This is a genomic window from Streptomyces sp. NPDC036815 (assembly GCF_055609205.1).
Genome location: NZ_JBVJPW010000017.1, coordinates 151,594 through 177,758, shown reverse-complemented (window position 1 = coordinate 177,758; position 26,165 = coordinate 151,594). Strand labels below are relative to the sequence as shown.

27 protein-coding genes are annotated in these 26,165 nt (G+C 71.5%); 14 read left to right on the top strand and 13 right to left on the bottom strand.

Going from position 1 to position 26,165, the window contains the following annotated elements; translation table 11 throughout:
• From cysD to ACZ69I_RS28945, 8 genes are all read left to right on the top strand, one after another.
• Window positions 1-444: sulfate adenylyltransferase subunit CysD (gene cysD / locus ACZ69I_RS28980; RefSeq protein ID WP_470835554.1), on the top strand; the 444-nt coding region annotated here is incomplete at its 5' end.
• Between the two features lie 2 nt (window positions 445-446).
• A complete protein-coding gene (locus tag ACZ69I_RS28975) occupies window positions 447-1,817 on the top strand; it encodes a sulfate adenylyltransferase subunit 1 (RefSeq protein WP_470835552.1) in 1,371 nt (456 codons plus the stop codon).
• A gap of 232 nt (window positions 1,818-2,049) precedes the next feature.
• On the top strand, window positions 2,050-3,156 hold the full coding sequence (locus ACZ69I_RS28970) for an ABC transporter substrate-binding protein (RefSeq protein ID WP_467680450.1): 1,107 nt from the start codon (window positions 2,050-2,052) through the stop codon (window positions 3,154-3,156).
• 36 nt (window positions 3,157-3,192) lie between these two features.
• The gene (locus tag ACZ69I_RS28965; RefSeq protein WP_467680448.1) at window positions 3,193-3,984 is read left to right on the top strand and encodes an ABC transporter ATP-binding protein; all 792 of its coding nucleotides are present in this window, start codon (window positions 3,193-3,195) and stop codon (window positions 3,982-3,984) included.
• Window positions 3,971-4,882, top strand: coding sequence for an ABC transporter permease (locus ACZ69I_RS28960; protein WP_470835551.1), 912 nt, complete (start codon window positions 3,971-3,973; stop codon window positions 4,880-4,882). The genes ACZ69I_RS28965 and ACZ69I_RS28960 overlap by 14 nt, the downstream gene beginning before the upstream one ends.
• A 6-nt stretch (window positions 4,883-4,888) precedes the next feature.
• Complete coding sequence (locus ACZ69I_RS28955) at window positions 4,889-5,653, top strand: sirohydrochlorin chelatase (RefSeq protein ID WP_470835549.1); 765 nt, start codon at window positions 4,889-4,891, stop codon at window positions 5,651-5,653.
• An 11-nt stretch (window positions 5,654-5,664) separates the two neighbouring features.
• Window positions 5,665-6,522: an SCO6745 family protein gene (locus tag ACZ69I_RS28950; RefSeq protein WP_470835548.1), complete on the top strand. Its 858-nt coding sequence runs from the start codon at window positions 5,665-5,667 to the stop codon at window positions 6,520-6,522.
• Between the two features lie 67 nt (window positions 6,523-6,589).
• Window positions 6,590-7,105, top strand: a complete 516-nt coding sequence (locus tag ACZ69I_RS28945; protein WP_470835547.1) for a GNAT family N-acetyltransferase — start codon at window positions 6,590-6,592, stop codon at window positions 7,103-7,105.
• Window positions 7,106-7,107: 2 nt separating this feature from the next.
• Here the strand turns inward: ACZ69I_RS28945 and ACZ69I_RS28940 are convergent, their stop codons facing one another.
• The 7 genes from ACZ69I_RS28940 to ACZ69I_RS28910 form a co-directional block, all read right to left on the bottom strand.
• Window positions 7,108-7,758, bottom strand: a complete 651-nt coding sequence (locus ACZ69I_RS28940; protein WP_470835546.1) for a mycothiol-dependent nitroreductase Rv2466c family protein — start codon at window positions 7,756-7,758, stop codon at window positions 7,108-7,110.
• A gap of 98 nt (window positions 7,759-7,856) precedes the next feature.
• A complete protein-coding gene (locus ACZ69I_RS28935; RefSeq protein WP_470835544.1) occupies window positions 7,857-8,240 on the bottom strand; it encodes a nuclear transport factor 2 family protein in 384 nt (127 codons plus the stop codon).
• Complete coding sequence (locus ACZ69I_RS28930; RefSeq protein ID WP_470835543.1) at window positions 8,233-8,784, bottom strand: DUF1697 domain-containing protein; 552 nt, start codon at window positions 8,782-8,784, stop codon at window positions 8,233-8,235. Before ACZ69I_RS28930 ends, ACZ69I_RS28935 begins: the two co-directional genes overlap by 8 nt.
• Window positions 8,785-8,857: 73 nt before the next feature.
• A complete protein-coding gene (locus ACZ69I_RS28925; protein ID WP_470835541.1) occupies window positions 8,858-10,066 on the bottom strand; it encodes a S8 family peptidase in 1,209 nt (402 codons plus the stop codon).
• A gap of 348 nt (window positions 10,067-10,414) precedes the next feature.
• A complete protein-coding gene (locus ACZ69I_RS28920) occupies window positions 10,415-11,410 on the bottom strand; it encodes a CDP-alcohol phosphatidyltransferase family protein (RefSeq protein WP_470835540.1) in 996 nt (331 codons plus the stop codon).
• A gap of 193 nt (window positions 11,411-11,603) precedes the next feature.
• Window positions 11,604-12,836 (bottom strand): macrolide-inactivating glycosyltransferase, encoded by a 1,233-nt coding sequence (mgt, locus tag ACZ69I_RS28915; protein WP_470835539.1) that lies wholly within the window; start codon window positions 12,834-12,836, stop codon window positions 11,604-11,606.
• Window positions 12,837-12,930: 94 nt separating this feature from the next.
• Window positions 12,931-13,332, bottom strand: coding sequence for a MarR family winged helix-turn-helix transcriptional regulator (locus ACZ69I_RS28910; RefSeq protein ID WP_470835561.1), 402 nt, complete (start codon window positions 13,330-13,332; stop codon window positions 12,931-12,933).
• A gap of 155 nt (window positions 13,333-13,487) precedes the next feature.
• On the opposite strand from ACZ69I_RS28910, the gene ACZ69I_RS28905 reads away from it, so the two are divergent.
• The 3 genes from ACZ69I_RS28905 (at window position 13,488) to ACZ69I_RS28895 (ending at window position 15,472) form a co-directional block, all read left to right on the top strand.
• Window positions 13,488-14,561, top strand: a complete 1,074-nt coding sequence (locus ACZ69I_RS28905) for a hypothetical protein (RefSeq protein WP_470835537.1) — start codon at window positions 13,488-13,490, stop codon at window positions 14,559-14,561.
• A gap of 93 nt (window positions 14,562-14,654) precedes the next feature.
• Window positions 14,655-15,239: a DUF2975 domain-containing protein gene (locus ACZ69I_RS28900; protein ID WP_470835535.1), complete on the top strand. Its 585-nt coding sequence runs from the start codon at window positions 14,655-14,657 to the stop codon at window positions 15,237-15,239.
• Window positions 15,239-15,472: a helix-turn-helix domain-containing protein gene (locus tag ACZ69I_RS28895; protein WP_470835533.1), complete on the top strand. Its 234-nt coding sequence runs from the start codon at window positions 15,239-15,241 to the stop codon at window positions 15,470-15,472. Before ACZ69I_RS28900 ends, ACZ69I_RS28895 begins: the two co-directional genes overlap by 1 nt.
• Here ACZ69I_RS28895 and ACZ69I_RS28890 read toward each other — a convergent pair.
• On the bottom strand, window positions 15,444-17,693 hold the full coding sequence (locus tag ACZ69I_RS28890) for an MMPL family transporter (RefSeq protein ID WP_470835531.1): 2,250 nt from the start codon (window positions 17,691-17,693) through the stop codon (window positions 15,444-15,446). The genes ACZ69I_RS28895 and ACZ69I_RS28890 overlap by 29 nt on opposite strands.
• A 277-nt stretch (window positions 17,694-17,970) precedes the next feature.
• On the opposite strand from ACZ69I_RS28890, the gene ACZ69I_RS28885 reads away from it, so the two are divergent.
• Both ACZ69I_RS28885 and ACZ69I_RS28880 read left to right on the top strand, forming a co-directional pair.
• Window positions 17,971-19,179 carry a sensor histidine kinase gene (locus ACZ69I_RS28885; RefSeq protein ID WP_467680414.1) on the top strand — a complete coding sequence of 403 codons (1,209 nt, stop codon included), beginning with the start codon at window positions 17,971-17,973 and terminating at the stop codon, window positions 19,177-19,179.
• The gene (locus ACZ69I_RS28880; protein WP_470835530.1) at window positions 19,176-19,928 is read left to right on the top strand and encodes a response regulator; all 753 of its coding nucleotides are present in this window, start codon (window positions 19,176-19,178) and stop codon (window positions 19,926-19,928) included. Before ACZ69I_RS28885 ends, ACZ69I_RS28880 begins: the two co-directional genes overlap by 4 nt.
• Window positions 19,929-19,982: 54 nt before the next feature.
• On the opposite strand, the gene ACZ69I_RS28875 is transcribed toward ACZ69I_RS28880, so the two are convergent.
• From ACZ69I_RS28875 to ACZ69I_RS28865, 3 genes are read right to left on the bottom strand one after another with little or no spacing between them, the layout of a single operon-like run.
• Window positions 19,983-21,281, bottom strand: a complete 1,299-nt coding sequence (locus ACZ69I_RS28875; RefSeq protein ID WP_470835529.1) for an ABC transporter substrate-binding protein — start codon at window positions 21,279-21,281, stop codon at window positions 19,983-19,985.
• A complete protein-coding gene (locus ACZ69I_RS28870; RefSeq protein WP_467680404.1) occupies window positions 21,281-22,117 on the bottom strand; it encodes a carbohydrate ABC transporter permease in 837 nt (278 codons plus the stop codon). Before ACZ69I_RS28870 ends, ACZ69I_RS28875 begins: the two co-directional genes overlap by 1 nt.
• Entirely contained in the window at window positions 22,114-23,037 is a 924-nt protein-coding gene (locus tag ACZ69I_RS28865; RefSeq protein WP_470835528.1) for a carbohydrate ABC transporter permease, read from the bottom strand. The genes ACZ69I_RS28870 and ACZ69I_RS28865 overlap by 4 nt, the downstream gene beginning before the upstream one ends.
• Before the next feature lie 147 nt (window positions 23,038-23,184).
• Here ACZ69I_RS28865 and ACZ69I_RS28860 point away from each other — a divergent pair, with 147 nt between their 5' ends.
• Window positions 23,185-24,048, top strand: coding sequence for a phosphotransferase enzyme family protein (locus ACZ69I_RS28860; RefSeq protein ID WP_470835527.1), 864 nt, complete (start codon window positions 23,185-23,187; stop codon window positions 24,046-24,048).
• 28 nt (window positions 24,049-24,076) lie between these two features.
• On the opposite strand, the gene ACZ69I_RS28855 is transcribed toward ACZ69I_RS28860, so the two are convergent.
• Together ACZ69I_RS28855 and ACZ69I_RS28850 are read right to left on the bottom strand one after the other, a co-directional pair.
• Window positions 24,077-24,781, bottom strand: a complete 705-nt coding sequence (locus ACZ69I_RS28855) for an exonuclease domain-containing protein (RefSeq protein WP_467680400.1) — start codon at window positions 24,779-24,781, stop codon at window positions 24,077-24,079.
• 120 nt (window positions 24,782-24,901) lie between these two features.
• Window positions 24,902-26,143: an SAV2148 family HEPN domain-containing protein gene (locus tag ACZ69I_RS28850; RefSeq protein ID WP_470835526.1), complete on the bottom strand. Its 1,242-nt coding sequence runs from the start codon at window positions 26,141-26,143 to the stop codon at window positions 24,902-24,904.
• Between the last annotated feature and the right edge of the window lie 22 nt (window positions 26,144-26,165).

The following is a 26,165-nucleotide window of genomic DNA, read 5'->3' as shown; positions in this document are numbered from 1 at the left end:
TCGCAGTGGGATCCGCGCCGTCAGCGTCCCGAGCTGTGGCAGCTCTACAACGGCCGCCACGCGCCCGGTGAGCACGTGCGGGTCTTCCCGCTCTCCAACTGGACCGAGCTGGATGTGTGGCAGTACATCGCCCGGGAGGGCATCGAGCTGCCCGGGATCTACTTCGCGCACGAGCGGGAGGTCTTCCAGCGGGCGGGGATGTGGCTGACCGCCGGGGAGTGGGGCGGTCCCAAGGCCGGTGAGAGGGTCGAGCGGCGCCTGGTGCGCTACCGGACCGTCGGTGACATGTCCTGCACGGGCGCGGTCGACTCCGACGCGACCACGCTGGACGCGGTGATCGCCGAGATCGCCGCCTCCCGGCTCACCGAGCGGGGCGCGACCCGCGCCGACGACAAGATGTCCGAGGCCGCGATGGAAGACCGCAAGCGCGAGGGGTACTTCTAACCATGAGCAACAGCACCACCGAGCCGGTACAGCCGCTCTCCACCGAGCAGTTGTCGGCCACCACCCTGCTGCGGTTCGCCACCGCGGGCTCCGTCGACGACGGAAAGTCCACGCTGGTGGGCCGCCTGCTTCACGACTCCAAGTCGGTCCTCACCGACCAGTTGGAGGCCGTGGAGCGGGTCTCGCAGGACCGCGGCCAGGAGGCCCCCGACCTCGCCCTGCTCACCGACGGCCTGCGCGCCGAGCGGGAACAGGGCATCACCATCGACGTGGCCTACCGCTACTTCGCCACCGCCCGGCGCCGGTTCATCCTCGCCGACACCCCCGGCCACGTGCAGTACACGCGCAACATGGTCACCGGCGCCTCCACCGCCGACCTCGCCGTGGTCCTGGTCGACGCCCGCAACGGCGTCATCGAGCAGACCCGCCGCCACGCCGCCGTCGCGGCCCTGCTGCGCGTCCCGCACGTCGTCCTCGCCGTGAACAAGATGGACCTCGTCGCCTACGAGGAGAAGGTCTTCGCGAAGATCGCCGAGGAGTTCACCGCGTACGCGAGCGAGCTGGGCGTCCCCGAGATCACCGCGATCCCGATCTCCGCGCTGGCCGGTGACAATGTCGTCGAGCCGTCCTCCAACATGGACTGGTACGGCGGCCCGACCGTCCTGGAACACCTGGAGACGGTCCCGGTCAGCCACGACCTCTCCACCTGCCACGCCCGGCTCCCCGTGCAGTACGTGATCCGCCCGCAGACCGCCGAACACCCCGACTACCGCGGCTACGCGGGCCAGATCGCGGCCGGCGCCTTCCGCGTCGGCGAGTCCGTGACCGTCCTGCCCTCGGGCCGCAGCTCGAAAATCACCGGCATCGACCTCCTGGGCACGGCGGTGGACGTGGCCTGGACGCCGCAGTCCGTCACCCTGCTCCTCGAGGACGACATCGACATCTCGCGCGGCGACCTGCTCGTGCCGAGCGGCGACACCCCGCCGACCTCGCAGGACATCGAGGCGACCGTCTGCCACGTCGCGGACACCGCCCTCACCGTCGGCCAGCGGGTGCTGCTCAAGCACACCACCCGCACCGTCAAGGCCATCGTCAAGGAGATCCCCTCGCGGCTCACCCTCGACGACCTCTCCCAGCACCCCGAGCCCGGCCGGCTCGTCGCCAACGACATCGGCCGCGTGCGGGTCCGCACCGCCGAGCCCCTCGCGCTCGACGCGTACGCCGACTCGCGCCGCACCGGCTCCTTCCTGCTGATCGACCCGGCGGACGGCACGACGCTCGCGGCGGGCATGGCGGGCGACGCGTTCGCCGCGGCCGCCGAGGCCGTGGCGGAGGCCGACTCCCCCGCGGACGACGAGGGCTGGGACTTCTGACATGGGGTACGCCGACGTGTTCGCGACGTTCGCGAAGGAGGGCGGCCGCATCGGCAGCGGCGCCCTCGGCAGCGGACAGGGCGGAGTGGCCCGATGTGCGCGCTGACGTACGCGCACCGCATGCGCGCCCACGCACGCCCCGTACGACGACGTCCACGACGACGAAGACCTGCCGACCTCCCGGCCACGCCCTGACGGCGTGAGCTCCGGGCCAACGAGAGGAACCCCTCCCGTGCCTGCCCCACGAACCCGAATCGCCGCCCTGACGGCGCTCCCCCTGCTGGCCCTGGCGCTCGGCGCCTGCGGCTACGGCTCGGAGAACGACCCGGCCGACGACGGCAAGTCCAAGATCGCCGCCGGGGCCGAGAAGATCGACGGCCTGGACAGCGTGAAGCTCGGGTACTTCCCGAACCTCACCCACGCCACCGCCCTCGTCGGCCACCAGGAGGGCCTCCTCCAGAAGGAGCTCGGCGGCACGGAGGCGAAGTACTCCCAGTTCAACGCGGGCCCCTCGGAGATCGAGGCGCTCAACGCGGGCGCGATCGACATCGGCTGGATCGGCCCGTCGCCCGCCATCAACGGCTACACCAAGTCGCGGGGCAAGAACCTGCGGATCATCGGCGGTTCGGCGTCCGGCGGCGTGAAGCTCGTGGTCGACCCCGAGAAGATCAAGTCGCTGAAGGACGTCAAGGGCAAGAAGATCGCGACGCCGCAGCTCGGCAACACCCAGGACGTGGCCTTCCTCAACTGGATCGCCGAACAGGGCTGGGACGTCGACGCGCAGAGCGGCAAGGGCGACGTGTCGGTGGTCCGCACCGACAACAAGATCACCCCGGACGCCTACAAGTCCGGCTCCGTCGACGGCGCCTGGGTGCCGGAGCCGACCGCGTCCAAGCTGGTCGCCGAGGGCGGCAAGGTGCTGCTCGACGAGGCCGACCTGTGGCCGGACAAGAAGTTCGTCATCACGAACATCATCGTGCGCCAGGAGTTCCTGGAAAAGCACCCCAAGGTCGTGGAGGCGGTGCTGCGCGGCTCCGTGAAGACCAACGCGTGGATCGCGAAGAACCCGCGGAAGGCGAAGGCCGCCGCCAACGCCCGCCTCAAGGCCGACGTCGGCAAGCCGCTGCCCCCCGAGGTGCTCGACCCGGCCTGGAAGTCCATCAGGACGACCGACGACCCGCTGGCCGCGACGCTCGACGCGGAGGCGGACCACGCGGTCAAGGCCGGCCTCCTGGAGAAGCCCGACCTCAAGGGCATCTACGATCTCGGCCCGCTGAACAAGGTCCTCAAGGCCGCGGGTGAGTCCCCGGTCGACGACGCCGGCCTCGGCGTCAAGTAAGCCCGGAAGCCGACCAGACCCCAGGAGGTGACGACCATGGCAACCACCCTCGCCAAGGCCGCGGAGGACGCCCGCACCACGGCCGCGCACGCCGCCCGGATCGAGCACGTCTCGAAGTCCTTCGGCGGTCCCGCCGGGCCCCAGCTGGTCCTGGACGACATCACGCTCGATGTCGCGCCGGGCGAGTTCGTCACCCTCCTGGGAGCCTCCGGCTGCGGGAAGTCGACGCTGCTCAACCTGGTCGCCGGGCTCGACGAGCCGTCCGCGGGCGCCATCACGACGGACGGCCGCCCGGCCCTGATGTTCCAGGAGCACGCCCTCTTCCCGTGGCTGACCGCGGGCAAGAACATCGAACTCGCCCTGAAGCTGCGCGGCGTGCCGAAGCCGGAGCGTCGGCCGAAGGCCGAGGAACTGCTCGGACTCGTCCGGCTGCAGGGCTCGTACGGCAAGCGGGTGCACGAGCTGTCCGGCGGCATGCGCCAGCGGGTGGCGCTGGCCCGCGCGCTCGCCCAGGACAGCAGGCTGCTGCTGATGGACGAGCCGTTCGCGGCGCTCGACGCGATCACGCGGGACGTGCTGCACGACGAGCTGACCCGCATCTGGCGCGAGACGGATGTCTCCGTCCTCTTCGTCACGCACAACGTCCGTGAGGCCGTGCGCCTGGCGCAGCGCGTCGTGCTCCTCTCCTCGCGTCCCGGCCGGGTGGCGCACGAGTGGCGGGTCGACATCGACCACCCGCGCCGCATCGAGGACACCGCCGTGGCGGAACTGTCCGTCGAGATCACCGAACAACTGCGTGGGGAGATCCGCCGCCATGGTCAGCACTGACACGTCGACCGGTCCGGTCAAGGCGTCCGGGGGCGGTCAGGACCTCGCCGGTCTGGAGGCCGGCCTGGACGCCCTGGAGACGCACGCGGGACCCACCAGGCCCCCCGTGCGCGAGGTCCTGGTTCAGAAGGTGCTGCCGCCGGTCACCGCGGTCCTGCTGGTCCTGGTGGTCTGGCAGGCGCTGGTCTCCTTCAAGGTCGTCGACGACCCGAGCAACCTGCCGTCGCCGACCGCGGTCTGGGACGAGGTGCGCGAGGCCTGGCTGCAGGGCATCCTCCTCGACTACATCTGGACCTCCGTCTCGCGGGGCCTGCTCGGCTTCCTGCTCGCCCTGGCGATCGGCACGCCGCTCGGCCTGGTCGTGGCGCGGGTGCGGTTCGTCAGGGCCGCGATCGGCCCTATCCTCTCCGGCCTCCAGTCGCTGCCCTCGGTGGCCTGGGTGCCGCCGGCCGTGATCTGGCTGGGCCTCAACAACCAGATGATGTACGCGGTGATCCTGCTCGGCGCCGTGCCCTCCATCGCCAACGGCCTGGTGTCGGGCGTCGACCAGGTGCCGCCGCTGTTCCTGCGCGCGGGCCGCACCCTCGGCGCGACCGGCATGCGCCACACCTGGCACATCGTGCTCCCCGCGGCGCTGCCCGGCTATCTCGCGGGCCTCAAGCAGGGCTGGGCGTTCTCCTGGCGCTCGCTGATGGCCGCCGAGATCATCGCCTCCTCGCCCGACCTCGGCGTGGGCCTCGGCCAGCTCCTGGAGAACGGCCGCAACGCCAGCTCCATGTCGATGGTCTTCCTCGCGATCTTCCTCATCCTGATCGTCGGCATCGCCATCGACCTGCTCATCTTCAGCCCGCTGGAGCGGCGCGTCCTGCGCAGCCGCGGCCTTCTGGTGAGGAGCTGAACCACCGTGCACCGTCCCGTCCTCCTCGTCATCGCCCACGGCAGCCGCGACCCGCGGCACGCCGAGACCGTGCACGCGCTGGTGCGCCGGGTGCGCGCGCTGCGCCCCGGGGTGCGCGTCGAGACGGGCTTCCTGGACTTCGACGCCCCGACCGTCCCGGGGGTCCTCGACCGGCTCGCGGCCGAGGGCGTGCGCGATGTGGTGGCCCTGCCGCTCCTGCTGACCCGCGCGTTCCACGCGAAGTCGGACATCCCCGCGGTGCTGCGGGACGCCCCGGCCGGGCTGCGCATCCGGCAGGCCGCGGTCCTCGGCCCGTCCCCGCTGCTCCTGACCGCCCTGGACCAGCGGCTGTACGAGGCGGGGCTCGACCCCGCCGACAAGTCCTCGACCGGGGTCGTGCTGGCCTCGGCGGGGTCCTCCGATCCGGAGGCGATCGCAGTGATCGCTGACATCGCGCGGGAGTGGCGGCACACCGGTTGGTGCGCCGTGCGGCCTGCGTTCGCCTCCGCACCCCTGCCCCGCACGGAGGACGCCGTGCGGGCACTGCGGGCCGTGGCCGGGGTGCGGCGGGTGGCCGTCGCCCCGTACGTCCTGGCCCCCGGCTTCCTGCCGGACCGCATCGCGCGGGGCGCGGCCGACGCCGATGTACTGGCCGACGTCCTCGGCCCGGCCCCCGAGGTGGCCCAACTGCTCGTACGGCGCTACGAAGAGGCCTATGCGCCGGGCAACTGCCCGGTTGCTCCCCTGGCGCGGATTCCCGCACTGGCCTAGCTTGTGGGTTCATGACCCCGAGCCGAGCGCGCACCCTGTGGCTGCGGACCGAACCCCTGCACGCGGTGGTCTACTTCGAGGAACGCTGCAGAGGTCTCGGCAGGGCCGTGGGCCTCAAGGGCTTCTGGATGGGGTACTTCGCCGCCCGCACCGCGCCGATGGGCCGGGTCGGTCCGGGGGTCGCGGCCGCGGCACTCGGTGTCTTCGCGCCGGGCATGGTGGCCCGCTCGCTGCCCTCGGCGTGGGAGTACACGTCGCCGGACCGGGTCGTCGAGGAGCGCGCCCGGCTCACGGCCGCCGCCCTGCGCCACCTGGTCCCGACCGTCGACGCGCTGGCCGCGGTGGTCAACGGTCCCCTGGCCGCGATGGTGGAGGACGCGCCGCCGCTCGCCCGCCCGCTGTTCGCCGCCAACCGCGATCTGGCGCAGCGCGCCGACCCCGTGGAGCGGCTGTGGCAACTCGCCACCTGCGTACGGGAGTTCCGGGGCGACGCGCATGTGGCCGTCCTCGCCGATCACGGCCTGGACGCCTGCGAGAGCCTCGCCCTGGCCGCCTCGACCGACCGGGTGGACCCGGCCGGCATCCGGCAGGACCGGGGCTGGAGCGAGGAGGAGTGGGCGCGGTCCGTGGACCGGCTGCGCGGCCGGGGGCTGCTCGACGCGACGGGCCGGGTCACGGAAAGCGGTGTCACGGAGCGGGAGTTGATCGAGGACGATACTGACCGGCTCGCGGCGCGGCTGCTGCACCCGCTGACCAAGGGCGAGGTGGACGACCTTCTCGCCGCCCTGGAGCCCGCGGCCCGGCGCATCCTGGACTCGGACGTCCTGCCGTTCCCGAACCCGATCGGGCTGCCGCGCGCGGTGGGGTGAGCGGGGCCCCCGGAACCGGTGGTGAAACCGCTTGCCGTACCCGGGCCCGCCGCCTTACCGTCACGCGATGACTCCCGAACTGCGGTCCGCCCGGCTCTGCCTCGCGCCCTACGTCGCCGCCGACGAGGCCGACTTCGTCGCGCTCTTCCAGGACGAGGCCGTCGGCCGCTGGTTCGGGGACGGCATGCAGAGCGCGGCGGCCGACCACGCGCTGTTCGGCCGGATATTCAGCATCGTCTACGCGGAGAAGCGCTTTCCCGTCTGGGCGGTCCGGTACGAGGGGCGCTATGTGGGCCACGCCGAGGTGAAGCCCTCCCCGGAGTCCTGGCTCGACGGCCACGAGATCGTCTACGGCCTGAACCGGGCGAGCTGGGGCCTCGGGCTCGGCACGGAGCTGGCGCGGCTGCTCACCTCGTACGCGCACGAGACCCTGGGACTGGCCGAGGTGCACGCGACCGTCGATTCCGAGAATGCCCCCTCCCTCTCCGTGCTCAAGCGCCTCGGTTTCACCCAGACCCGCGCGGTCACCGAGGAGAGCGGCGCCGTCACCCTCCAGCTCACCTCGCGGATCCGCCCGGCCTGATCTCAGGAGAAGTCGAGGCCTCCGGTGCGGGTGCGCTTCAGCTCGAAGAAGTCCGGGTGGCCCGCGAGGACGCGGAAGCTGTCGAAGAGGCGGGCGGCCTCCTCGCCGCGCGGGATCGCGCGCAGGACGGGACCGAACCAGACGGTGCCGTCGACGTGGATCGTCGGCGTGCCCACGTACCCGTCGGCCTCCGGGTCTTTGCCCGCGTCGTGGCTGCGGTGCAGCGCCGCGTCGTACGAGGCGTCGTGTGCCGCGGCCGCGAGGTCGCCGGGGAGTCCGAGCTCGGCCAGGGCCTGCGCGGCGACCTCCTCGAAGTCCTCGTTCTTGTCCTGGTGGACCCGGGTGCCGAAGGCGGTGTACAGGTCGCGGAGGACCTCCTCGCCGTGCCGGTCGGCGGCGGCCGCGGCGACCCGGGTCAGGATGAGCGAGCGGTCGACCAGATCCCGGTACCAGGCGGGGAGTTCGTTGCCCTCGTTGTGGAAGAAGAGGCTCATCACGTGGAACCGGACGTCGAGGTCGCGGTGGAGCTCGACCTCCAGGATCCAGCGTGAGGTGATCCAGGCGAACGGGCAGGCCGGGTCGAAGTAGAAGTCGACGCGGGTCGGTGCGGAGGTGTCGGATGCTGCGGCCGTCTTCGTCGTGCTCTTCGTCATGCTCCGACCCTATCCGTCGAATGGCTCCCGATCGTGGGCCACTGACACCCCGCTCCCGTGGGCCACTTCTCGTCCGCGACAGGGGGTGACCAGGCAGTTCAGTCCCCGTCGAACGGCGTGCCCTGGTGGAACCAGAGCAGCCAGCCGTCCTCCGTGCGCCGCCACAGTGAACTGCGGTGCGCCCGACGGCCGTTGCTGTCGGTGTCGAAGGTCAGATGCACCAGGTCGTCGGCGAGCTGGACACCGCGCATGCCGGAGGTCGTGGTGGGGCGGCCGCCCGGGGCCGGGTGCGCCGTGAGGACCTCGACGATCGACGCGCGGTCCCACCGGGTGCCGGAGGCCCCGATCTCGGTGAACTCCGGGTGCAGCAGCGCCCCGAACAGCTCGGGCGAGGCGCGCACTTCGGGGTCCAGGAGGCGCAGTTCACCCTCGACGGCGGCTTCGACGGCGGGGGTGGGGGCGGCCGGGGAACGGTCAGTCACGGGTCATCTCCACGAGTCGGGTGACGGTGTTCCAGTTGCGGCTGGTGGCGATGAGGCCCTTGTTCAGGGCGGGCCTGGACAGCTGCACCGCGAGCTTGGAGCGTCCCAGGCCCTCGGGCGCGTACAGGTAGAGGACGCGGTCACCGAGTCTGAACTCCTCGGGCAGGAACGCCTCTTGGTCGACGGACGCGAAGCGGCCGGGGTCGACGGGGGCGGAGAAGTAGGTGACGTGGAGCTGCTTCGCCGCCAGGTCGGCCGCGGGGAAGGGGCAGGCGTCGGCCACCGCCCGCAGGTACGCGCCGTCGCGCACCAGGACGTCGACCGCGAAGCCGAAGTGCCCCTCGATGGCCGCCCGCACCTCGGCGGCCAGTGACTCCTCGTCGCCGTGGTCGGTGGTGAAGACCGCGTTGCCGCTCTGCAGATGCGTCTGCACCCCGCTGTGGCCGAGCCCCTCCAGAAGGGAGCGCAGTTCGGCCATGGGCACCTTCTTGTGGCCGCCGACGTTGATGCCGCGCAGCAGCGCCGCGTATGTCTTGATCGCCATGCGCACACGATAGAGCGGCCGCCGTGCCCCGTGGGGGTGGGCACGACGGCCGCGGCTCAGTGGGCGGCGAGGATTACTCGACGACCTTCAGGAGCTTGTTGGGCGTGCCCTCGCTCGGGTTGGAGATCTTGTCCGCGGTCGCGCCGTCGGTCAGCGCCTTGGCGACGTCCGCGGGCTTGGCGTCCGGGTGGCCCGCGACGTAGACGGCGGCGGCGCCCACGACGTGCGGGGTCGCCATCGACGTACCGGAGATGGTGTTGGTGGCGTCGTCACCGGTGTTCCAGTCGGACGTGATGTCCGAGCCGGGGGCGTAGATGTCCACGACGGAGCCGTAGTTGGAGAAGTCGGACTGCTCGTCGTCCTTGGTGGAGGAGGCGACCGTGATCGCGTCCTTCACGCGGGCGGGGGAGCCCTGGGAGGCGTCGGTCGACTCGTTGCCGGCGGCCACCGCGAAGGTGACGCCCGCGTCGATCGCCTTCTGGACGGCCGCGTCGAGCGCCTCGTCCGCGCCGCCGCCGAGGCTCATGTTGGCGACGGAGGGGCCCTTGTGGTTCTTGGTGACCCAGTCGATGCCCGCGACGACCTGCTCGGTCGTGCCGGAGCCCTGGTCGTCCAGGACGCGGACGGCGACGATCTTCGCCTTCTTGGCGACGCCGTGCGCGTCACCGGCGATGGTGCCGGCGACGTGCGTGCCGTGGCCGTTGCCGTCGTCGGCGTTGTCGTCGTTGTCGACGGCGTCGAAGCCGGAGGTGGCGCGGCCGCCGAAGTCCTTGTGGCTGACGCGGACACCGGTGTCGATGACGTACGCGGTGGCGCCCTCGCCTGCGGCGTCGGGGTACGTGTACTTCTTGTCGCCCGCGGTGTCCGCCTGGTCGATGCGGTCCAGGCCCCACGACGGCGGGTTGTCCTGGGTGGCGTCGATGGAGAACTTCTTCGACTGGACGACCTTGCCGACGGCCGGGTCGGCGGCCAGGCGCTTGGCCTCGGTCTCGCTCAGGCCCTTGGCGGAGAAGCCGTTGATGGCGGAGGAGTAGTCGCGCTTGAGCGAACCGCCGTACTCCTCGGCCAGGTCGGACTTGGTGCCCTTGTCGGCCTTCTCGTCGAGCATCACGATGTAGCTGCCGGCGACGGCGCCCTTGGCGTCGGCGCCGTAGACCTTGCCCTCGGCGGGGGTGGCCGCGCCGGCGAAGGAGGTGGCGAAGACGGTCACACCGACCGCGGTGGCGGTGGTGGCTATCGCCGCGGTGAGCTTCATCGTGCGGGCACGCTTGTGAGTTGCCATGAAGAGGGGTCTCCTCGTGGTGAATGTGGGGGGATGTGGGGGGTATTCAGCTGTTGTGCCAAGGGTTTGCCGCAGCAACAAGTTCCGCGCGACGCCCCCTCGACGACCGGAAGATCTCCGGGTGTTGGGACGAAACCCTGTCTGATTGACGCGCGCAGATCAATACCTTCATGCAGCTGTGACTTGTTCAACAAGGTTCTGTAATAACAAACCGGATCTGTCGCACTGGAACGGACATCCCGGGCGGCCGCCACCCCAACTCCCGGTAACAGCAAGCCCCTTACACCCCACACGCACCACCGGGCGGGCTGGAGATTTCCAGCCCGCCCGGTGCGCGAGAAACGCGGTTCAGGCCGTCGTGAGCACCTTCTCCGCCTCGAAGGAGTCGATGGTCCGGGTGAAATCCCGAGTGGAAAGAAGCAGTTTGTAGATGATGGCGAGTTCGAAGACCAGAAGGAGCGCCCCGGAGACGATCGTCGCGGGCATCACCACGTCGAAGAGCGGGCCGATCATGAAAACGCCCATCTGGAATTCGATGCCGCTCACCAGGTGCGCGCGGATGCGGTGCCGCAGCAGGAAGGAGCGGGCCCGCAGGTAGGCGGGGAACTTCCGGCGGAACTCCTGGTGCAGGTCGATCACCTGGGGCTTCGGCGCCGGGGCCGACTCGCCGTCGGCGTCGCCCGCCGCGGCCGACTGCTCGTGCTGCTCGTAGGGGGCCTCACCGGCGGCGCGCTGCAGGTCCTGCTCGATGTCCGCCGAGGGGTTGTCCCGCAGCAGGTCCTCCATGAAGGCGAGTTCCGCCTCGTTCTGCGCACGGCGCGCGGCCCGCACACGCGCCTTGATCTGCTTGCGCATGGAGTGGCGGATCTTGAAGATCTCCAGCGAGTTGATGTACCGCAGGGTGTCGAGCGCCACGACGACGAGCGCGAGCCAGATGTAGAAGGTGTCACCGGTGCGGTCGTACTGGCCCCACATCAGCGCGACGCCGCACACCATGACGCGGATGCGGTCGAAGACGAAGTCGAGCCAGGCGCCGAAGACGGAGCCCTGCCCGGTGAGCCGGGCCAGCTTGCCGTCCATGCAGTCGAAGATGAAGCTGATGTGGTAGATGACCGCGCCGAGGGCGAGCCACTTCCAGTCGCCGAACGCGAAGCACGCCGCCGAGCCGAGGCCGAGAAGGAACGCCCCCCAGGTGATCTGGTTCGGCGTGAGCCGCGTCCGCATCGCGGTGAACCGCACGAGCGGCGTGGCGACCGGGTCGACAAGCAACACGGTCCACCACGCGTCACGCTTCTTCTGGGTGATGCGGCGCACCTCGGCGAGGGGCGGTATGTCTCGACGCATGGGGGTCAACTTCCTGGCGTTCGGCGAAAGTTCACCCCACGCTAGGAACAGGTTCACCCGAGGAACAAGATCTCGGCCGTGCAACCTTTGGCCGGGGGTAACGGTCAACCCTTCAGGGCGAGTCAATGGCCCTTCCAGGACGGTGGCGCGTTACCTGAGCGTTACCGAATGACCGGCCTGTTACCGAAACACGTCACTGAGCGTTACGCCGGGCCCGGTCGGCCCGCGCCTTCGCCAGCTCCTCCTCGATGAGATCGGCCGCCATCGCCGTGCCGCCCTCACCCGCCATTGAGGCCTGGATCTCCCGCAGCCTGCGCGCCACTTCGGGGTCACCGGCCAGGGCGAGGACGGCCTCGCGCAGCGTCTCGGCGGTGGCCTCCGCCATGGGCACGTGCCGGGCGACGCCGAGCCCCTGCAGCATGTCGGCGTTGCCGAACTGGTCCACGGCCTGCGGCACGGCCACCATCGGCGTCGCGGTGGCGAGACCCTCCTGACTGCCGCCCGCACCGGCGTGCGTGATGAAGGCGTCGGCCTTCTTGAGGACGGCCAACTGCGGTACCCAGGAACGTACTTCCACGTTGGCGGGCACCTCCCCGAGCTCGCTCGCCGCGACGTGGCCGCCGACCTGGAGCACGACGTGCCAGCCGGGCAGGTCCCCGAAGGCCTTGACGCACTCGCGGTAGAAGGCGGGCTGCTTGGTGAAGGCCGAACCGAGCGAGACGAGCAGCACCTTCTCCGCGTCGGCGGGCCGCTCCCAGTCGCCCTGCGCCGCCCGGTCGCCCTGGCAGGCGCCGACGAAGGTGTGCACGCTCCCGTCGACGCGGTCGGCGTTAGGCTGGAGCGCCCTGGGGATCAGGACGAGCGAGCGCGGCGGCCGGCCGACGAAGGCGTCCGGGTGCTGGGTCACGCCGTTCTCGGCGAGCCAGCCGGTGAAACGGTCGTAGTACGCCCGGCCGCGCTCGGACCGCTTCAGCTCCGCGAACATCGGCTCGGCGACCTCCTCCTCGTAGCCGTCCCAGGCGACGAGGTTCGGCGAGAGCGAGATCTCGGGGACACCCCAGCGGCGGGCGAGGACGCGTGCCGGGTAGGAGGTGATGTCGTGCAGGACGAGGTCGGGCTCGTCGCCCTCGAAGGCGCGGGCCAGCTCCGGCAGGACCGCCATCGCGTCGGTCAGGAACGGTTCGAGGTTGTCGATGAGTTCGGTGCCCCACGCCTCCGGGTCGGCGTCGGGTGACGGCAGCGTCGACGTGTAGAGGAGGGGCTCGGCACCGGTCTCGGCGACCTTCTCCTCGAAGGCGTGCGGGATGGCGTACGTGACGCGGTGGCCGCGGACGACGAGTTCACGGATGACGTCGAGGCTCGGGTTCACGTGCCCGTGGGCGGCGATCGAGAACATGGCGATGTGGGCGGTCCGGGGTGCGGTCATGCCCCGACCATAAACGAGACGAGACGTCTCGTGCAATATTGCGCGCACCCCTCGGGGTCCGCCCCTCCCATTCCGCCCCTTCAACCGCGTCCCGCTACTCGACGCCTCCCTCACCGGCCGCCGCCTCGTTGTACCGCAGCAGATACCCGGCGAACCGCGTCAGATCCGCCTCGCTCCACCCCCCGAGCCGCTCCTGGAACGCGACCCGGCGCGCACCCCCCACCTGTGCGAGCACCTCGTTGCCCCGGTCGGTGAGGTGCAGTACGTGCACCCGGTGATCGGCGGGGTCCAGGCGCCGCTCGACGAGCCCGGCCTTCTCCAGGACCCCCACCTGCCTGCTGATCGTCGACTTGTCGAGGGTGTAGTGCGCCGCCAGGTCAGTGGCCCGGCAGCCCCCCTGGTCCTCCAGATGACTGAGCAGCGTGAAGGAGACGAGCGAAAGCTCGGGGTGCATCCGTGCGGCGGTGGCGCGCGCCCGCCGGGCGAACGCGGTCATCTCACGCTGGATGACCTCGATGGACTCATCCCGCGCACCGGGCCGGGCCCCGTCTCGATCGGTCACGATTTCTCCCTCTCCACGAATGGTTGTAGAGTACAACACAGAGAAGAGTTGTATATACCAACCATCTGTCGATCGACCGGAGAAGCCCCATGTCCGCCACCGCGGAACCCGCCCCCCGACTGCGTGACGCGCTGCGCCATGTCCTGCTCCACCTCGTCACACCCCTGCTGATGTGCCTCGGCATGGGACTCGCCTACATGGGCGCGTTCGTCACGCCCGAGCCGAACGACATGCCGATCGCCGTCGTCGGACAGGGGCCGCAGGCCCAGGTCCTCGCGCAGACCGTCAAGGACAAGGCGGGCGACGCCCTGGACGTCCGCACCCTCACCTCCCGCGAGCAGGCCGTCGACGCGCTCAAGTCCCAGGACATAGCGGGCGCCTACGTACCGGACGCGAAGTCGCCCGAGCTGATCGTGGCCACCGCGGGGTCCGACATGAGCGCGACGGCGGCGCAGAAGATCTTCACACCCGTCGCCGCCGGACAGGGCGCGCCGCTGAAGGTCACCGACGTGGCCCCGCCGGTCGACGACGACCCGACGGGCCAGGGCCTGTTCTTCCTGCTCGTCGCCGTGAGCATCGGCTCGTACGCCTCGGTGGCGGTGCTCGGCGCGGCGGGCGCGGGGCTGCGGATGCGGGCCCGGGCGGGCCTCGTCGTCGGCGTCTCCTTCGCCGTCAGCCTGATCGGCGCGGCGCTCGCGGGGCCGATCTTCCACCTGGTGCACCAGGGGCTGTGGGGCGTGTGGGCCATGGCCTGGCTGTACGCGGCCGGAATCCTCTTCATCGGCATCGGCCTGCACACGTTCCTCAAGCGCTGGACGACGCTGGCGATGATGGTGCTCTTCGTGATGCTCAACTTCACGACGTCCGGCGGGCTCTTCCGGCCCGAGCTGCAGAACGGCTTCTTCGGCTCCCTGCACGCGTTCTGGAACGGCGCGGGCTTCGTCGAGGGCATCCGCAGCCACCTCTACTTCGGCGGCCACGGCCTGAGCGGGCACGTCTGGACGCTGGCCTGCTGGCTCGTCGCCGGCCTGCTGATCGTCGCCGTCGCGGCCCTGTGGGAGCGGCGGCAGCGGACGGCGACGCCCCCTGCCGATACCCCGCGTGCGGCCGTCGAGGAGCGGGTGGCCCAGGAGGAGGAGATGGAGGAGTCGGTCGCGGTGTGACGCCCCGGCCGCAGGCACGGGCGGCCCCGACTTGTCGAATATCGATATGCTCCCCTACCGTGGGCATATCGAAATTCGATAGGGAGGGACGCAATGAACTCACGACTGACGAGGACTCTGGCCTCGGTGACCTTCGGGCTGGCGATCCTCGCCGGGCTCGCCTTCGCCGGCACGGCGGTCACGCACCTGCTCGACAACGGGGCGGTCTGCACCGAGACCGGCTTCTGGCAGAACGCCACACTCAAGGACGATCTGGGGACCGCCCGGGGCGTGCAGGCCGCCAGCAGTGCCGCCCGCCTCTGCCAGGACGGCCCCTCCGCGGCGCAGCGCGCCGCCGAACTCGGCGGCGCGCTGCCCTGGCTGCTGTTCATCGCCCTCGCGCTGCTGCTCTTCTCCCGGCTCCTGGAGACGGCCCTGCGGCAGGGGCCCTTCACGGACGCCGTGGCTCAACAGCTCACCAGGCTCGGCTGGTTCGTGACCATCGGCATGCCGGTGGCCAGTCTCGTCGTCGGCTGGTCCCACTCCTGGCTCGTCGGCAGCATGGCGCCTGCCGTGGGCTCCGGGCCGACGTTCGCCGGATCACTGGAGCCCGCCCTCGCCGGTCTCGCCGCCGTGATCATGGGTAAGGTCATGCGCGAGGGTGTTCGCATGCGAGAGGACCTCGAAGGGACCATCTGATGCCCGAAGAGGAATCCCACTCGATCCGGATCCACCTGGACCGGGTGCTCGCCGACCGCGGCATGACCCTGACCGAACTCTCCGCGCAGGTGGGCATCACCGTCGTCAACCTCTCCGTGCTCAAGAACGGGCGGGCCAAAGCCATCCGCTTCTCGACCCTTTCGAGGATCTGCGACGTCCTGCGGTGCCAGCCCGGAGACCTGATCACCCATGACCCCGCTGATCCGACCTGAGCAGGACGGTGTCCCAGTCGCGGTCCCACTGGGCCGCTTCGGGACCCGCGGCGGGCGAGCGGAACGGCTCCCGCGGCTCGTGGCCGCGGTCCGGCGTCCGCTCCGGCCGGCGCGGCCACCACAGCCCGCGGCCGAGGACCGCGGCCAGCGCGGGCACCAGGACCAGGGAGAGCACCAGCGAGGACAGCAGGATGCCCAGGCCGGTGGCGAAGCCGATCTCCTGGGTCGCGGGGCTCGCGGCCAGACTGGCGAAGGAACCGGCGAGCACGATGCCGGCCGTGGCGATGGCGGGTGCGGTGTGCCGCACCGCCTCGGCCACCGCGCGCCGGGCCGTCACCGGCTTCGCCATCTCCTCCCTGATCCGGTCGGTGATCAGGATGTTGTAGTCGGTGCCGAGGGCGACGACGAAGAGGAACAGCACCAGGGGCAGCGTGAAGGAGACGCCGGGGCGGTCGAGGCCGTGCTGGAAGACCAGGGTGCTCGCGCCCAGGGTGCCCAGGAAGCCGAGCCCCACGGCGATCATCAGGACGACCGGGGCGAGCAGCGAGCGCAGCAGCAGGAAGAGGATCACCGCGATCAGCAGCGCCGCGACCGGGAAGACCAGGCGCAGGTCCTTCTCCACGGCCGTCGAGATGTCGGCGAAGACCGCCGCGGTTCCCGTGACATGGGCCTCGGTGCCCCGCGGGGCGGTCCGTGAAGCCGTCTCCCTGACGGGTCCCGAGATCAGATCGCGCGCCTTCTGCGAGGCGGACTCGACGCTCAGGAACAGATCGACCCGCGCGGCGGTGCGGTCCTTGCTGAGCACCGGCCTGCCCACCTGTCCGACGCCCTCCGTCCTGCCCAGGGACCGGGTCATCCCGGTGAGTGAACTCGCCTTGATCTCAGCGCCGTCGGTGCTGCGTACGTACACGGTGTGCGGGTCGGAGACGCCCGCGGGCAGGCTGCGGGAGATCTGCTCGGCCGTCCTGACCGCCGCGGTCTCGTGCAGCCCCTGCTGGTCGTAGCTCATCTTCATGCCCAGCGCGCCCGCGCCGAGCGCGCCGAGCAGCACCAGGCTGCCGAGGGCGTACCGCAGCGGCCTGCTGCTCACCGCGTGGCCCAGGCGCGCGGCGAGCCCGCCGGTGCGCTCCTTCTTCCACGCGCGCGCCGGCCAGAACATGCCGCGGCCGAGCACGGCGAGGAGGGCGGGCATCAGCGTGAGGCTGGCCAGGAGCATCACGAGCACCGCGACCGCGATGGCGGGGCCGAGCACCCGGAACTGCCCGAAGCTCGCGAGGCCCAGGGTCGCGAAGGCGGCGACGATCGTCAGCGCGGCGGACGTGATCGCGCCGCCCACCCGCCCGGTCGTCTCGGCCGCCGCCGTCCTCGCGTCCTGCCCGGGGTTGTTCCGCAGTTGCTCGCGGAACCGGAACATCAGGAAGAGGAAGTAGTCGATGCCTATGCCGAGGAGCACCACGCCGATCAGTGAGGGAGTGGACGGGTCGAGGCCGACACCGGTGAGCTTCGCCGCGCCGACCACGGCTCCCGAGGCGACACCGCCGATCAGCGCCACCGCGATCAGCGGCACTAGGGCGGCCGCCAGGCTGCGGAACACCAGCACGTTCAGCAGGACGATGAGGCCCATCGTCAGGCTGGAGACGACCTCCCCCGTGGCCGCCTCGGCGTCCGTGTCGTCCACGGTGGAGGCGATGCCGCCGGTGAACCCGACGCGCAGCTCGTCGTCCGCGAACTTCTCCCGCGCGGAGTGACGGAACTTCTTGTAGACGTCCTGGAGACCGGTGTCCTGGGGATTCCCGTGCAACGACACCGTCAGGAGCCGGAAGCTCCTGTCCGGGGCCACCGCCCCCGGCGACACCCGCGGAGTCTGCGAGTGGTCCTTCCGCAGCGGCTCGGGCTTCGGCGCGACGATCCGGTCCCGGCCCAGGCCGGCCGCGGTGGCGACGATCCGCCGCTGGTCGCCGGCGGTGAGCTTCCCGCCGTCCTCCCTGGCGACGAGCACGGTCAGGGCGTTGGGGTCGGGCTTGGTGCCGAACTTCTCCTCCGCCGTACGCAGCGCCACCGCGGAGTCGTACTTCTTGGGCAGGAAGTCCCCGGCCTGGGAGTCGGTGACGTCGAACATCATCGCCTGCCCCACGAAGGACAGCGCCGCCCCGAGGACGGTCCAGACGACGACCGTCAGCCATCGATGTCGGGTGGAGAACGAGGTCAGCTTGCGGATCATGATGCCTTTTTCCCTGAGTTGCCCGGGCGGTGGAGCGGCCCGCGAGGGATTCCCGGGGCTCCCAACAGGCCATCACGCCGGGCCCCTTGCGGACGTCGGCCGCCGGAAGGGGACGCGGCCGGGACCCGGGTCCGGTACGGCGCCCCACCCAGTACTCCGGTACTGGGCGCGATGACCGACCCCGCGCCGATCCGGGCGCCCGGCACCCGGGATCTAATGGTGCTCAGAGATCGGGACGCCAGGGCCCGGCCGACCGGCTCGACTTGGAGGCGCGCGGATGCGCCGCGACTTCTTCCCGCCCGCGCCGCCCACGGGCGGCCCGCGGCCGACGTGGGGCGACGCGCTGCTCGCCGTCGTCGTGACGGGGCTCGACATCCTCGCCTACCTCGCCCCCGGCGAGGAGGGCATGCCAGGAACGCGCTTCACCGTGCTCGGTGTGCTGCTCGTCGTCGCCGCCGCGCCCCCGTTGCTCTTCCGGCGCCACCACCCCCTGCCGGTAATCGGCGCGGTCCTGGCCGTGCAGACGGCCGTCAACCTCGGGCTCGCCGTCGACCCGGGCACCCCCATGTCGAACAGCTACGGCGGCGCCGTCACCGTGGCGCTCTACACCGTGGCCAGGTACAGCGAGCCGCGCACCGTGGCGCTCGCCGTCCTGGCCGCCCTGCCCGTCCAGCTCGTACGGGGCGTGCTCGGCGACCTGCCGGTCGCGAACATCGTCATGGACGTACTGGTCACCCCGGCCCTCGTGGTCGGCGCGGGGCTGGGGGTGCGGCAGTGGAAACGCCAGCTCGACATCAACCGCAGGCTCCTCGCCGACCGTGCGGTGGGCGAGGAGCGGCGCCGCATCGCGCGCGAACTCCACGACATCGTGGCCCACCACATCACCACCATGTACCTGATGTCCGGCGGGGCCCGGTCGACGCTGGACCGCGACCCCGAGACCGCCCGCGAGGCGCTGGTGACCCTGGAGGAGTCCGGCCGTACGGCGTTGCGCGAGATGCGGCAGCTCCTCGGGGTGCTGCGCAGCACCGACTCCCCCGAGGAGACGCCCTCGGAGCCGCAGCCCGGGGTGGACGGCATCGAGCGGCTCGTCGCCGACACGACCGCCGCGGGCCTGCCGGCCGAACTCCACGTCACCGGCCGGCCCCGCCCGCTGCCGGAGTCGGTCGGCCTCACCCTCTACCGCATCGTCCAGGAGGCGTTGACCAACGCCCGCAAGCACGCGGGTCCGGCCCGTGCCACGGTGCGGCTCGGCTATCTCCCGGACCGGGTCACCGTCGCGGTGACCGACGACGGGGCCGGGGACGGCAGGGCGCACGGCGGGGCCGTCCGGGGCGGCGGATACGGTCTGCTGGGCATGCGGGAACGGATCGCGCTGCACGACGGTTCGCTGCGCGTCGGCAGCCGTACGGAAGGCGGGTTCGAGGTGGCCGCGAGCGTGCCGCTGCACGACGACGCGTACGAGAAGGAAGGCACCGTCCGATGACGTCACCCACCGAGCCCGGAACCGGAACCGAGTCCGGAACAGGAGCCGGGTCCGGAACCGGCGCCGAGTCCGGCCGGATCACCGTGCTCATCGCCGATGACCAGCCGCTGGTGCGCCGGGGGCTGTCCCTCATCCTGCTCTCGGACCCCGCCATCGAGGTCGTCGGTGAGGTGGGCGACGGCGAGCAGGCCGTCGCGGCCGCCCGCGAACTGCGCCCCGACGTGGTCCTGATGGACATCCGCATGCCGGTGCTCGACGGCGTCGGGGCCACCGGGCGCCTGACGGCCGAGGTGCCGGGGTGCCGGGTCCTCGCGCTGAGCACCTTCGACATGGACGAGCACGTGGTCGGCGCGCTGCGGGCGGGCGCGGCCGGTTTCCTGCCCAAGGACGTCTCCCCCGAGGAGCTGGTGGCGGCGCTTCGTACCGTGCACCGCGGCGAGGCCGTCGTGGCCCCGCGCCTGCTCACCCGCCTGCTCGCCACGTTCGTGACACCGGCCCCCGCCGCGCACCCCCCGGGCGAGGACCTCTCCGGCCTCACCCCGCGCGAGGTCGAGGTCCTGCGGCTGATCGCCGCGGGGCTCGACAACACCGAGATCGCGCAGCGGATGGAGATCGGCGTCCAGACCGTGAAGAACCACGCCACCGGCATCTTCGCCAAGCTCGGTGTGCGCGACCGCGCCCAGGCGGTGATCGTCGCGTACGAGTCGGGTCTGGTGCGGGCGGGCCAGGGCAACGGGCCGCGGGGCTGAGGGACACGGGGCTGAGCGGCACGGGGCTGGAGGGCACGGGACTGGAGGGCACGGCTACTGCCGCTGGTAGCGCGCGAGGACCAGGTTGCCGTCCTTCACCAGCCGTTTCCTCAGCTCGTCGAGGCCGATCGCCCCGCTGTAGTACTCCTGGAGAGCGGGCGTCGCGACCTTGTCCTTCCACTCCGGATAGCCGCGCACCGACTGAGCGGGCGCCGGGCGCAGGTCCTCGGCGAGGGCGGTGCCCGTGGCCCAGTCGTCCTTCTCGGTGTGCAGGGCGGGGTCCTTGAGCGCTTCCTCGGAGGTCGGCAGCATCCAGTCGCCGCGTGCCAGCCTCACCATGTTGTGCGGGCGCAGGAAGAAGTCGATGAACGCGACGGCCTCCTTCTTGTGCGGGCTGTCCTCGGCGACGGAGAGCGTCTGCGGGCTGACGCCCTGCGCGCTCCCCTCCTCCCCCGCGGGCGCGGGCAGCACCTGCCAGTCGAAGCCTTCGGGGGCCTGCTGGACGATCTGCTGACGGTAGGAGAAGCCGAGCGGGACCATCGCGTACTTGCCGCCGAAGAAGCCGGGCAGGGTGTCGGAGCCGCCCATGCCGAGCGTGCTGTCCGAGGCGCTCTTGTCGGTGTTGACCTGGTCGTGGACCGTGCGCGGCATGATCTCGTCGGCCGCGTCGAAGCGCACGTCGACCTTGCCGTCCGCCCCGCGGTGGAACATCCGGCCCCCGGTCGAGAGCGACAGGTTGAGCGTCGCGGAGACCGGCTCCTTGAGCGGCCAGGCGACGCCGTACTTGCCGTCGCCGCCGTCACCGAGCTCCTTGGTGACCTTCCGGAACTCCTGCCAGCTCCACGGCCTCCGGGGGGTCGGGATGCGGACGCCCGACTCCTTCAGCCACCGGGAGTTGGCGATCAGGACGCGCGGCTCCTGAAGGAACGGCACTCCGTAGATCCCGTCGCCGAACGTCGCCGCCTGCCAGCTCCGCCCAGGGATGTCGGACCTCAGCCGCTCGGGGAGCAGCTCGCGGAGGTCCGCGAGATACCCGCCGTACGCGAAGTCGGCGAGGTCGTCCGAGGCGTCGTGGATGATGTCCGGCGCCTCGCCGCCCTCGAAGGAGGTGAGCAGCTGGTCGTGGACGCTGTCCCAACTGCCCTGGACGAGCTCGACCTCGACGTCGGGGTGGGTGGCGTTCCACTCCTCGACGAGCGCCTTGTTGGCGTCGACGGACTCCTTCTGCCAGGCCAGGGACTGGAACTGGAGGGTGATCTTCCCGTCGTCGTCGCCGGAGTCGCCGCCGCAGCCGGTGAGCAGCAGCGCGAGGGCCGCGACCGTCGCGGTCAGGAGGCGCGGGGCCGTCCGCATCAGGCCTTCACCGCCCCGGCCAGCATGCCGCCGGTGATCCGCTTCTGGATGATCGCGAAGATGACCAGCGAGGGGATGGTGGCGAGGAACGCGGCCGCGGCGAGCGGCCCGAGGTCGGCGACGCCCTCCGTGCCGATGAAGCGGTTCAGGATGACCGGCAAGGTCTGCTTCTCCGGGGTCTTGAGCAGGACGAGGGCGAAGAAGAACTCGTTCCACGCGGTGATGAAGGCGAACATCGCCGTGGCCACGATGCCGGGCGCGAGCAGCGGGGCGACGACCGAGACGAACGTGCGCACCCGGCTCGCGCCGTCCACCGCCGCGGCCTCCTCCAGTTCGGCGGGGACCGCGCGGACGTATCCGACGAGCATCCACAGCGCGAACGGCAGGGACCACACCACGTACACCATGATCAGGCCGGGCAGCGAGTTGATCAGGTGCAGGTTCTTCAGGATCAGGAACAGCGGAATGATGATGAGGACGAACGGGAACGCCTGGCTGATCACCACCCAGCCCGTCGCCGCCTTCGCCAGGCGGTTGCGGTGCCTGGCCATGACGTACGCCATGGGGGTCGCGATGACGACCGCGATCAGGGCCGCGCTGAGCGCCGCGACCAGGGAGTTGCCCGCGGCACGCAGGAGCGGCTGCTCGTCGAAGGCCTGCCGGAAGTTCTCCAGCGTCGGGTCCTCGGGGATCCAGGTGGGGTGCAGGCTGCCCAGTTCGCGGGTGGGCTTGAAGGCCGTGGAGATCAGCCAGAGGAACGGGAAGGCGAGGAAGACGAGGTAGGCGGCGAGCGCGGCGTATTGTGCGGCGCGCACCGACTTCTTCGTACGCGTCATGTCTCGTCGTCCCCCTTCAGGCGGCCCACGAGGTAGACGGCGAGGATCACCGAGATGACCGCGACCATGACGCAGCCCATGGCCGCCGCGTACCCGAACTGGCCGTAGCGGAAGGCCTCTTCGTAGGCGAAGAGCATGGGCAGCCGGGTGCGGCCGCCGGGGCCGCCCTGGGTGAGGACGTAGACCAGGGCGAACGAGTTGAAGTTCCAGATGAAGTTGAGCGCCGTGATGGCGAGGGCGACCGGTTTGATCGCGGGCCAGGTGACGGTGCGGAAGCGGCGCCAGGCACCGGCGCCGTCCATCTCGGCGGCCTCGTGCAGTTCGCGCGGGGTGTTCTGCAGCCCGGCGAGGAGCGCGACGGTGGTCTGCGGCATCCCGGCCCAGACCCCGACGACGATCACGGCGAGGAGCGCGCTGCCGGTGCCGGTCAGCCAGTCCTTGCCGTCCCCGAGGCCGAGGTCGGAGAGCGTCTCGTTGAGGACGCCCGCGTCCGGGTGGTAGACGAGCCGCCACATGATGCCGACGACCACCTCGGGCATCGCCCACGGAATGATCGCCAGTGCCCGCGCCAGCCAGCGGAAGCGCAGGTCCTGGTTGAGCAGGAGCGCGAGGCCGAGCGCGAGCAGGAACTGCGGCACGGTGACGCCGAACGCCCAGAGCAGCCCGATCCGGAACGAGTCCCAGAAGAGCGTGTCGTGCCACAGGTCCTGGAAGTTGAGGGTGCCGATCCACTGCGTGGCCTGGGTACGGCCCGACTGGGAGTCGGTGAAGGCCAGCGCGATGCCGTAGAGGAGCGGGCCGACGCTGAGGACGAGGATCGGGATCAGCGCGGGCAGCACGAGGAACCACGCGCCGTGGTCCGCGGCCCCGCGTCCCGGTGTGCCTCTCGCTGACCGCTTCGTCGCGGTCGCCAATGTCACGGAATGGGCTCCTTCGGGCGGCTCGGCCGGTGTTCGGCCGCCCGCGCGGCCTCCGTCATCGTGCTGACGCGGCCCGCATCCGTCAACCGCCAGGTGGTCGATGCGAGACTGTCGGGCGAACATGGCACGGCGTACGGGAGGCACGGGATGGACGAGGCACGGGCGCGGGACGTACTGGACGCGGCGGAGCTGCCCGTTCCGGTGAGTGGGGCCCGGCTGCTCGCCCTCGGTGAGAACGCGGTGTTCGCCGTCGGCGAGCTGGTCGTCAAGGTCGGCCGCGCCGCCCCCGAACTCCTGGCCCGGGCACGGCGGGAGCTGGCGGTCGCCAGCTGGCTGGAGGAGGCGGGCGTGCCCGCCGTGCGGCCCGCCGCAGCGGAGGCGCGGCTGGTGGACGGGCACCCCGTGACGCTCTGGCACCGGCTCCCGGAGGCCGTGCGGCCGGCCGAGCCGCGCGACCTCGCCGCGCTCCTGCGGCGCGTGCACGCCCTGGACTCCCCCTCCTTCGCGCTTCCGCGCCGCGAACTGCTGGGCGGCGTGGAGCGGTGGCTCCGGCTCGCGGGGGACGCGATCGATCCGGCCGACGCGGACTACCTGCGCGAGCGCAGGGACGGTTTCGCGGCGGCCTCGGCCGCGCTGACCCCGCACCTCGCGCCGGGCCCCGTGCACGGCGACGCGCTGCCCCGCAACGTCCTGATCGGCCCCGAGGGACCGGTCCTTGTGGACCTGGAGACGTTCTCCGCCGACCTGCGCGAGCACGACCTGGTCGTGCTGGCGCTCTCCCGCGACCGGTACGGGCTCGCCCCCGAGGCGTACGACGGGTTCGTGTCGGTCTACGGGTGGGACGTGCGGGAGTGGGAGGGGTGCGCGGTGCTGCGGGGCGCCCGGGAGACGGCGAGCTGCGCGTGGGTCGCCCAGCACGCTCCCGCCAACCCCAAGGCCCTGGCCGAGTTCCGGCGCCGGGTCTCGTCCCTGCGGGACGGCGACGCGACGGTGCGCTGGTACCCCTTCTGACCGCCTGACACGCGGGCCCGCCGCCGCGCTACCCGCGCAGTGGCCAGACCCCGTCCACCACCGCGTCCGCGTTCCCCTTCTTCCGCAGGAAGTCCTGGAAGTCCGCCGCCCAGGCCGCGTACCACTCGATCTGGCGGCGGTGCAGTTCCGCCGGGCCGAGGGAGGCGACCTTCGGGTGGCGGTCGGCTATCGCGCCGGCGAGGCGGGCCGCCGCCTGGGCGTCGGCCGCGGCGTCGTGGGCGGACTCCAGGACCACGCCGTACTCCGTGCAGACCGCCTCCAGGTTCCGCTTGCCCCTGCGGTAGCGGTCCACGGAGCGGTCTATCGTGTACGGGTCGATCACCGGGCCCGGCTCGCCGCCGCCGAGGCGGTCGCGCAGGGAGGGCAGGCCGTGCCTGCGGAGCTCCGCGGCGAGCAGGCTGAGGTCGAAGACCGCGTTGTACGCGACGACCGGGACGCCCGCCTGCCAGTACGAGGTGAGGACGTCGGCGAGGGCGTCGGCCACCTCGACGGCGGGCCTGCCCTCGGCCGCCGCCCGTTCGTTGGTGACGCCGTGCACGGCGACCGCCTCGGCCGGGATCGGGACCCCCGGGTCCGCCAGCCAGGTGCGGTGGCCCAGCGTCTCACCGGCCTTGACCTCGATCACCGCGCCGGTGACGATGCGCGCCTCGCTCGGGTCCGTCCCCGTGGTCTCCAGGTCGAAACCGATCAGCAGCTCCCGGTGCCAGCCCATGGCCGCCCCCTTCTTCGTGGTGCTTTCCCCCAGTGGCCACCACGATCGCATGCGCCACTGACAATCCGAGGACCGCATTCCGCTGCGCCCGCCGACGCCGTCATCGCACCCGCCCCGCCGTCACGAGACCGGCCGCGAGTCGGCCCACGCCACCTCGAACTCCTCGCGGTATGCCACGAAAAGCCCGCCCTCGCCCGGATCGCCCGACTTCACCACCCGCCCGCCGCCGCGCAGCACGAGCACCGGCGCCTCCATCCCGCGGGTCCTGCGCAGATACGACTGGACGACCGCGATGCCGTCCGCGCCGTCCCCGTCGACCAGGTACGCGGTGAAGCGCGGGGTCTCGTCGAAGACCTGGATCTCGAAGGCGCCCGGGTCGCGAAGACGGGCCCTGACCCGGCGCATGTGCAAGATGTTCATCTCGACGGAACGGCTCAACTCGCCTTTCTTCAGGCCCAGTTCACGCTCCCGCCGCTTGACCGCACTGCTCGCCGGGTTGATGAAGAGCAGCCGCACCCGGCAGCCGGACTCCGCGAGCCGGACGAGACGGCGCCCGGAGAAGTTCTGCACGAGGAGGTTGAGGCCTATGCCGATGGCGTCGAGGCGGCGGGCGCTGCCGAAGATGTCCTCGGCGGGGAACTGCCGCAGGAGCCGGACCCGGTCCGGGTGGACGCCGACGACGTCCGCGTACCGGTCGCCGACCAGGTCCTCGACGGCGTCGACGGGCAGGCGCCGCGCGGAGGGCGTGTCGGTGCCCGCGCCGAGCATGTCCAGGAGCCGGGCCGAGGCGCGCTCGGCCTGGGCGAGGACGGCCTCCGAGAGGGCGCGGTTGCGGGAGACGACGTTCCGGGTGACCTCCAGCTCGTCCAGGGCCAGCTCGACGTCGCGCCGGTCGTCCAGGTACGGCTCGAAGCACGGCCAGTGCTGCACCATCAGCTCGCGCAGCTGCGGCAGCGTGAGGAAGCTGAGGACGTTGTCGTCGGCCGGGTCGAGCAGGTAGCCCTTGCGGCGGCTCACCTCGCGCACGGCGACGGCCCGCTGGACCCACTCCTGCCCGGCGGGGCCCGCCGCCGCCACGACCCAGTCGTCGGCGTGGACCGGTTCGTAGACGGGACGCAGAACAGCGGCCACGACCGCGCGCAGCCGCTGCTCCACCAGGTTCAGCCAGACGTAGGCCCGCCCGGCACGCTGTGCGCGCGTACGGACCTCGCGCCAGGCGTCGGCGTCCCAGTCCAGTTCGGGTCCGATCTGAGATCCCATCTCCATCGGCCGCGCCAGAGACACCGCTCCGGGGGGTACGTCCGCGGAGCTCCCCTCGTGACCCTCGTCACCAGGGGGCAGCTCCCGACCACCCGAGCTCACCCGCGCACCGCCTTCCGCCCCC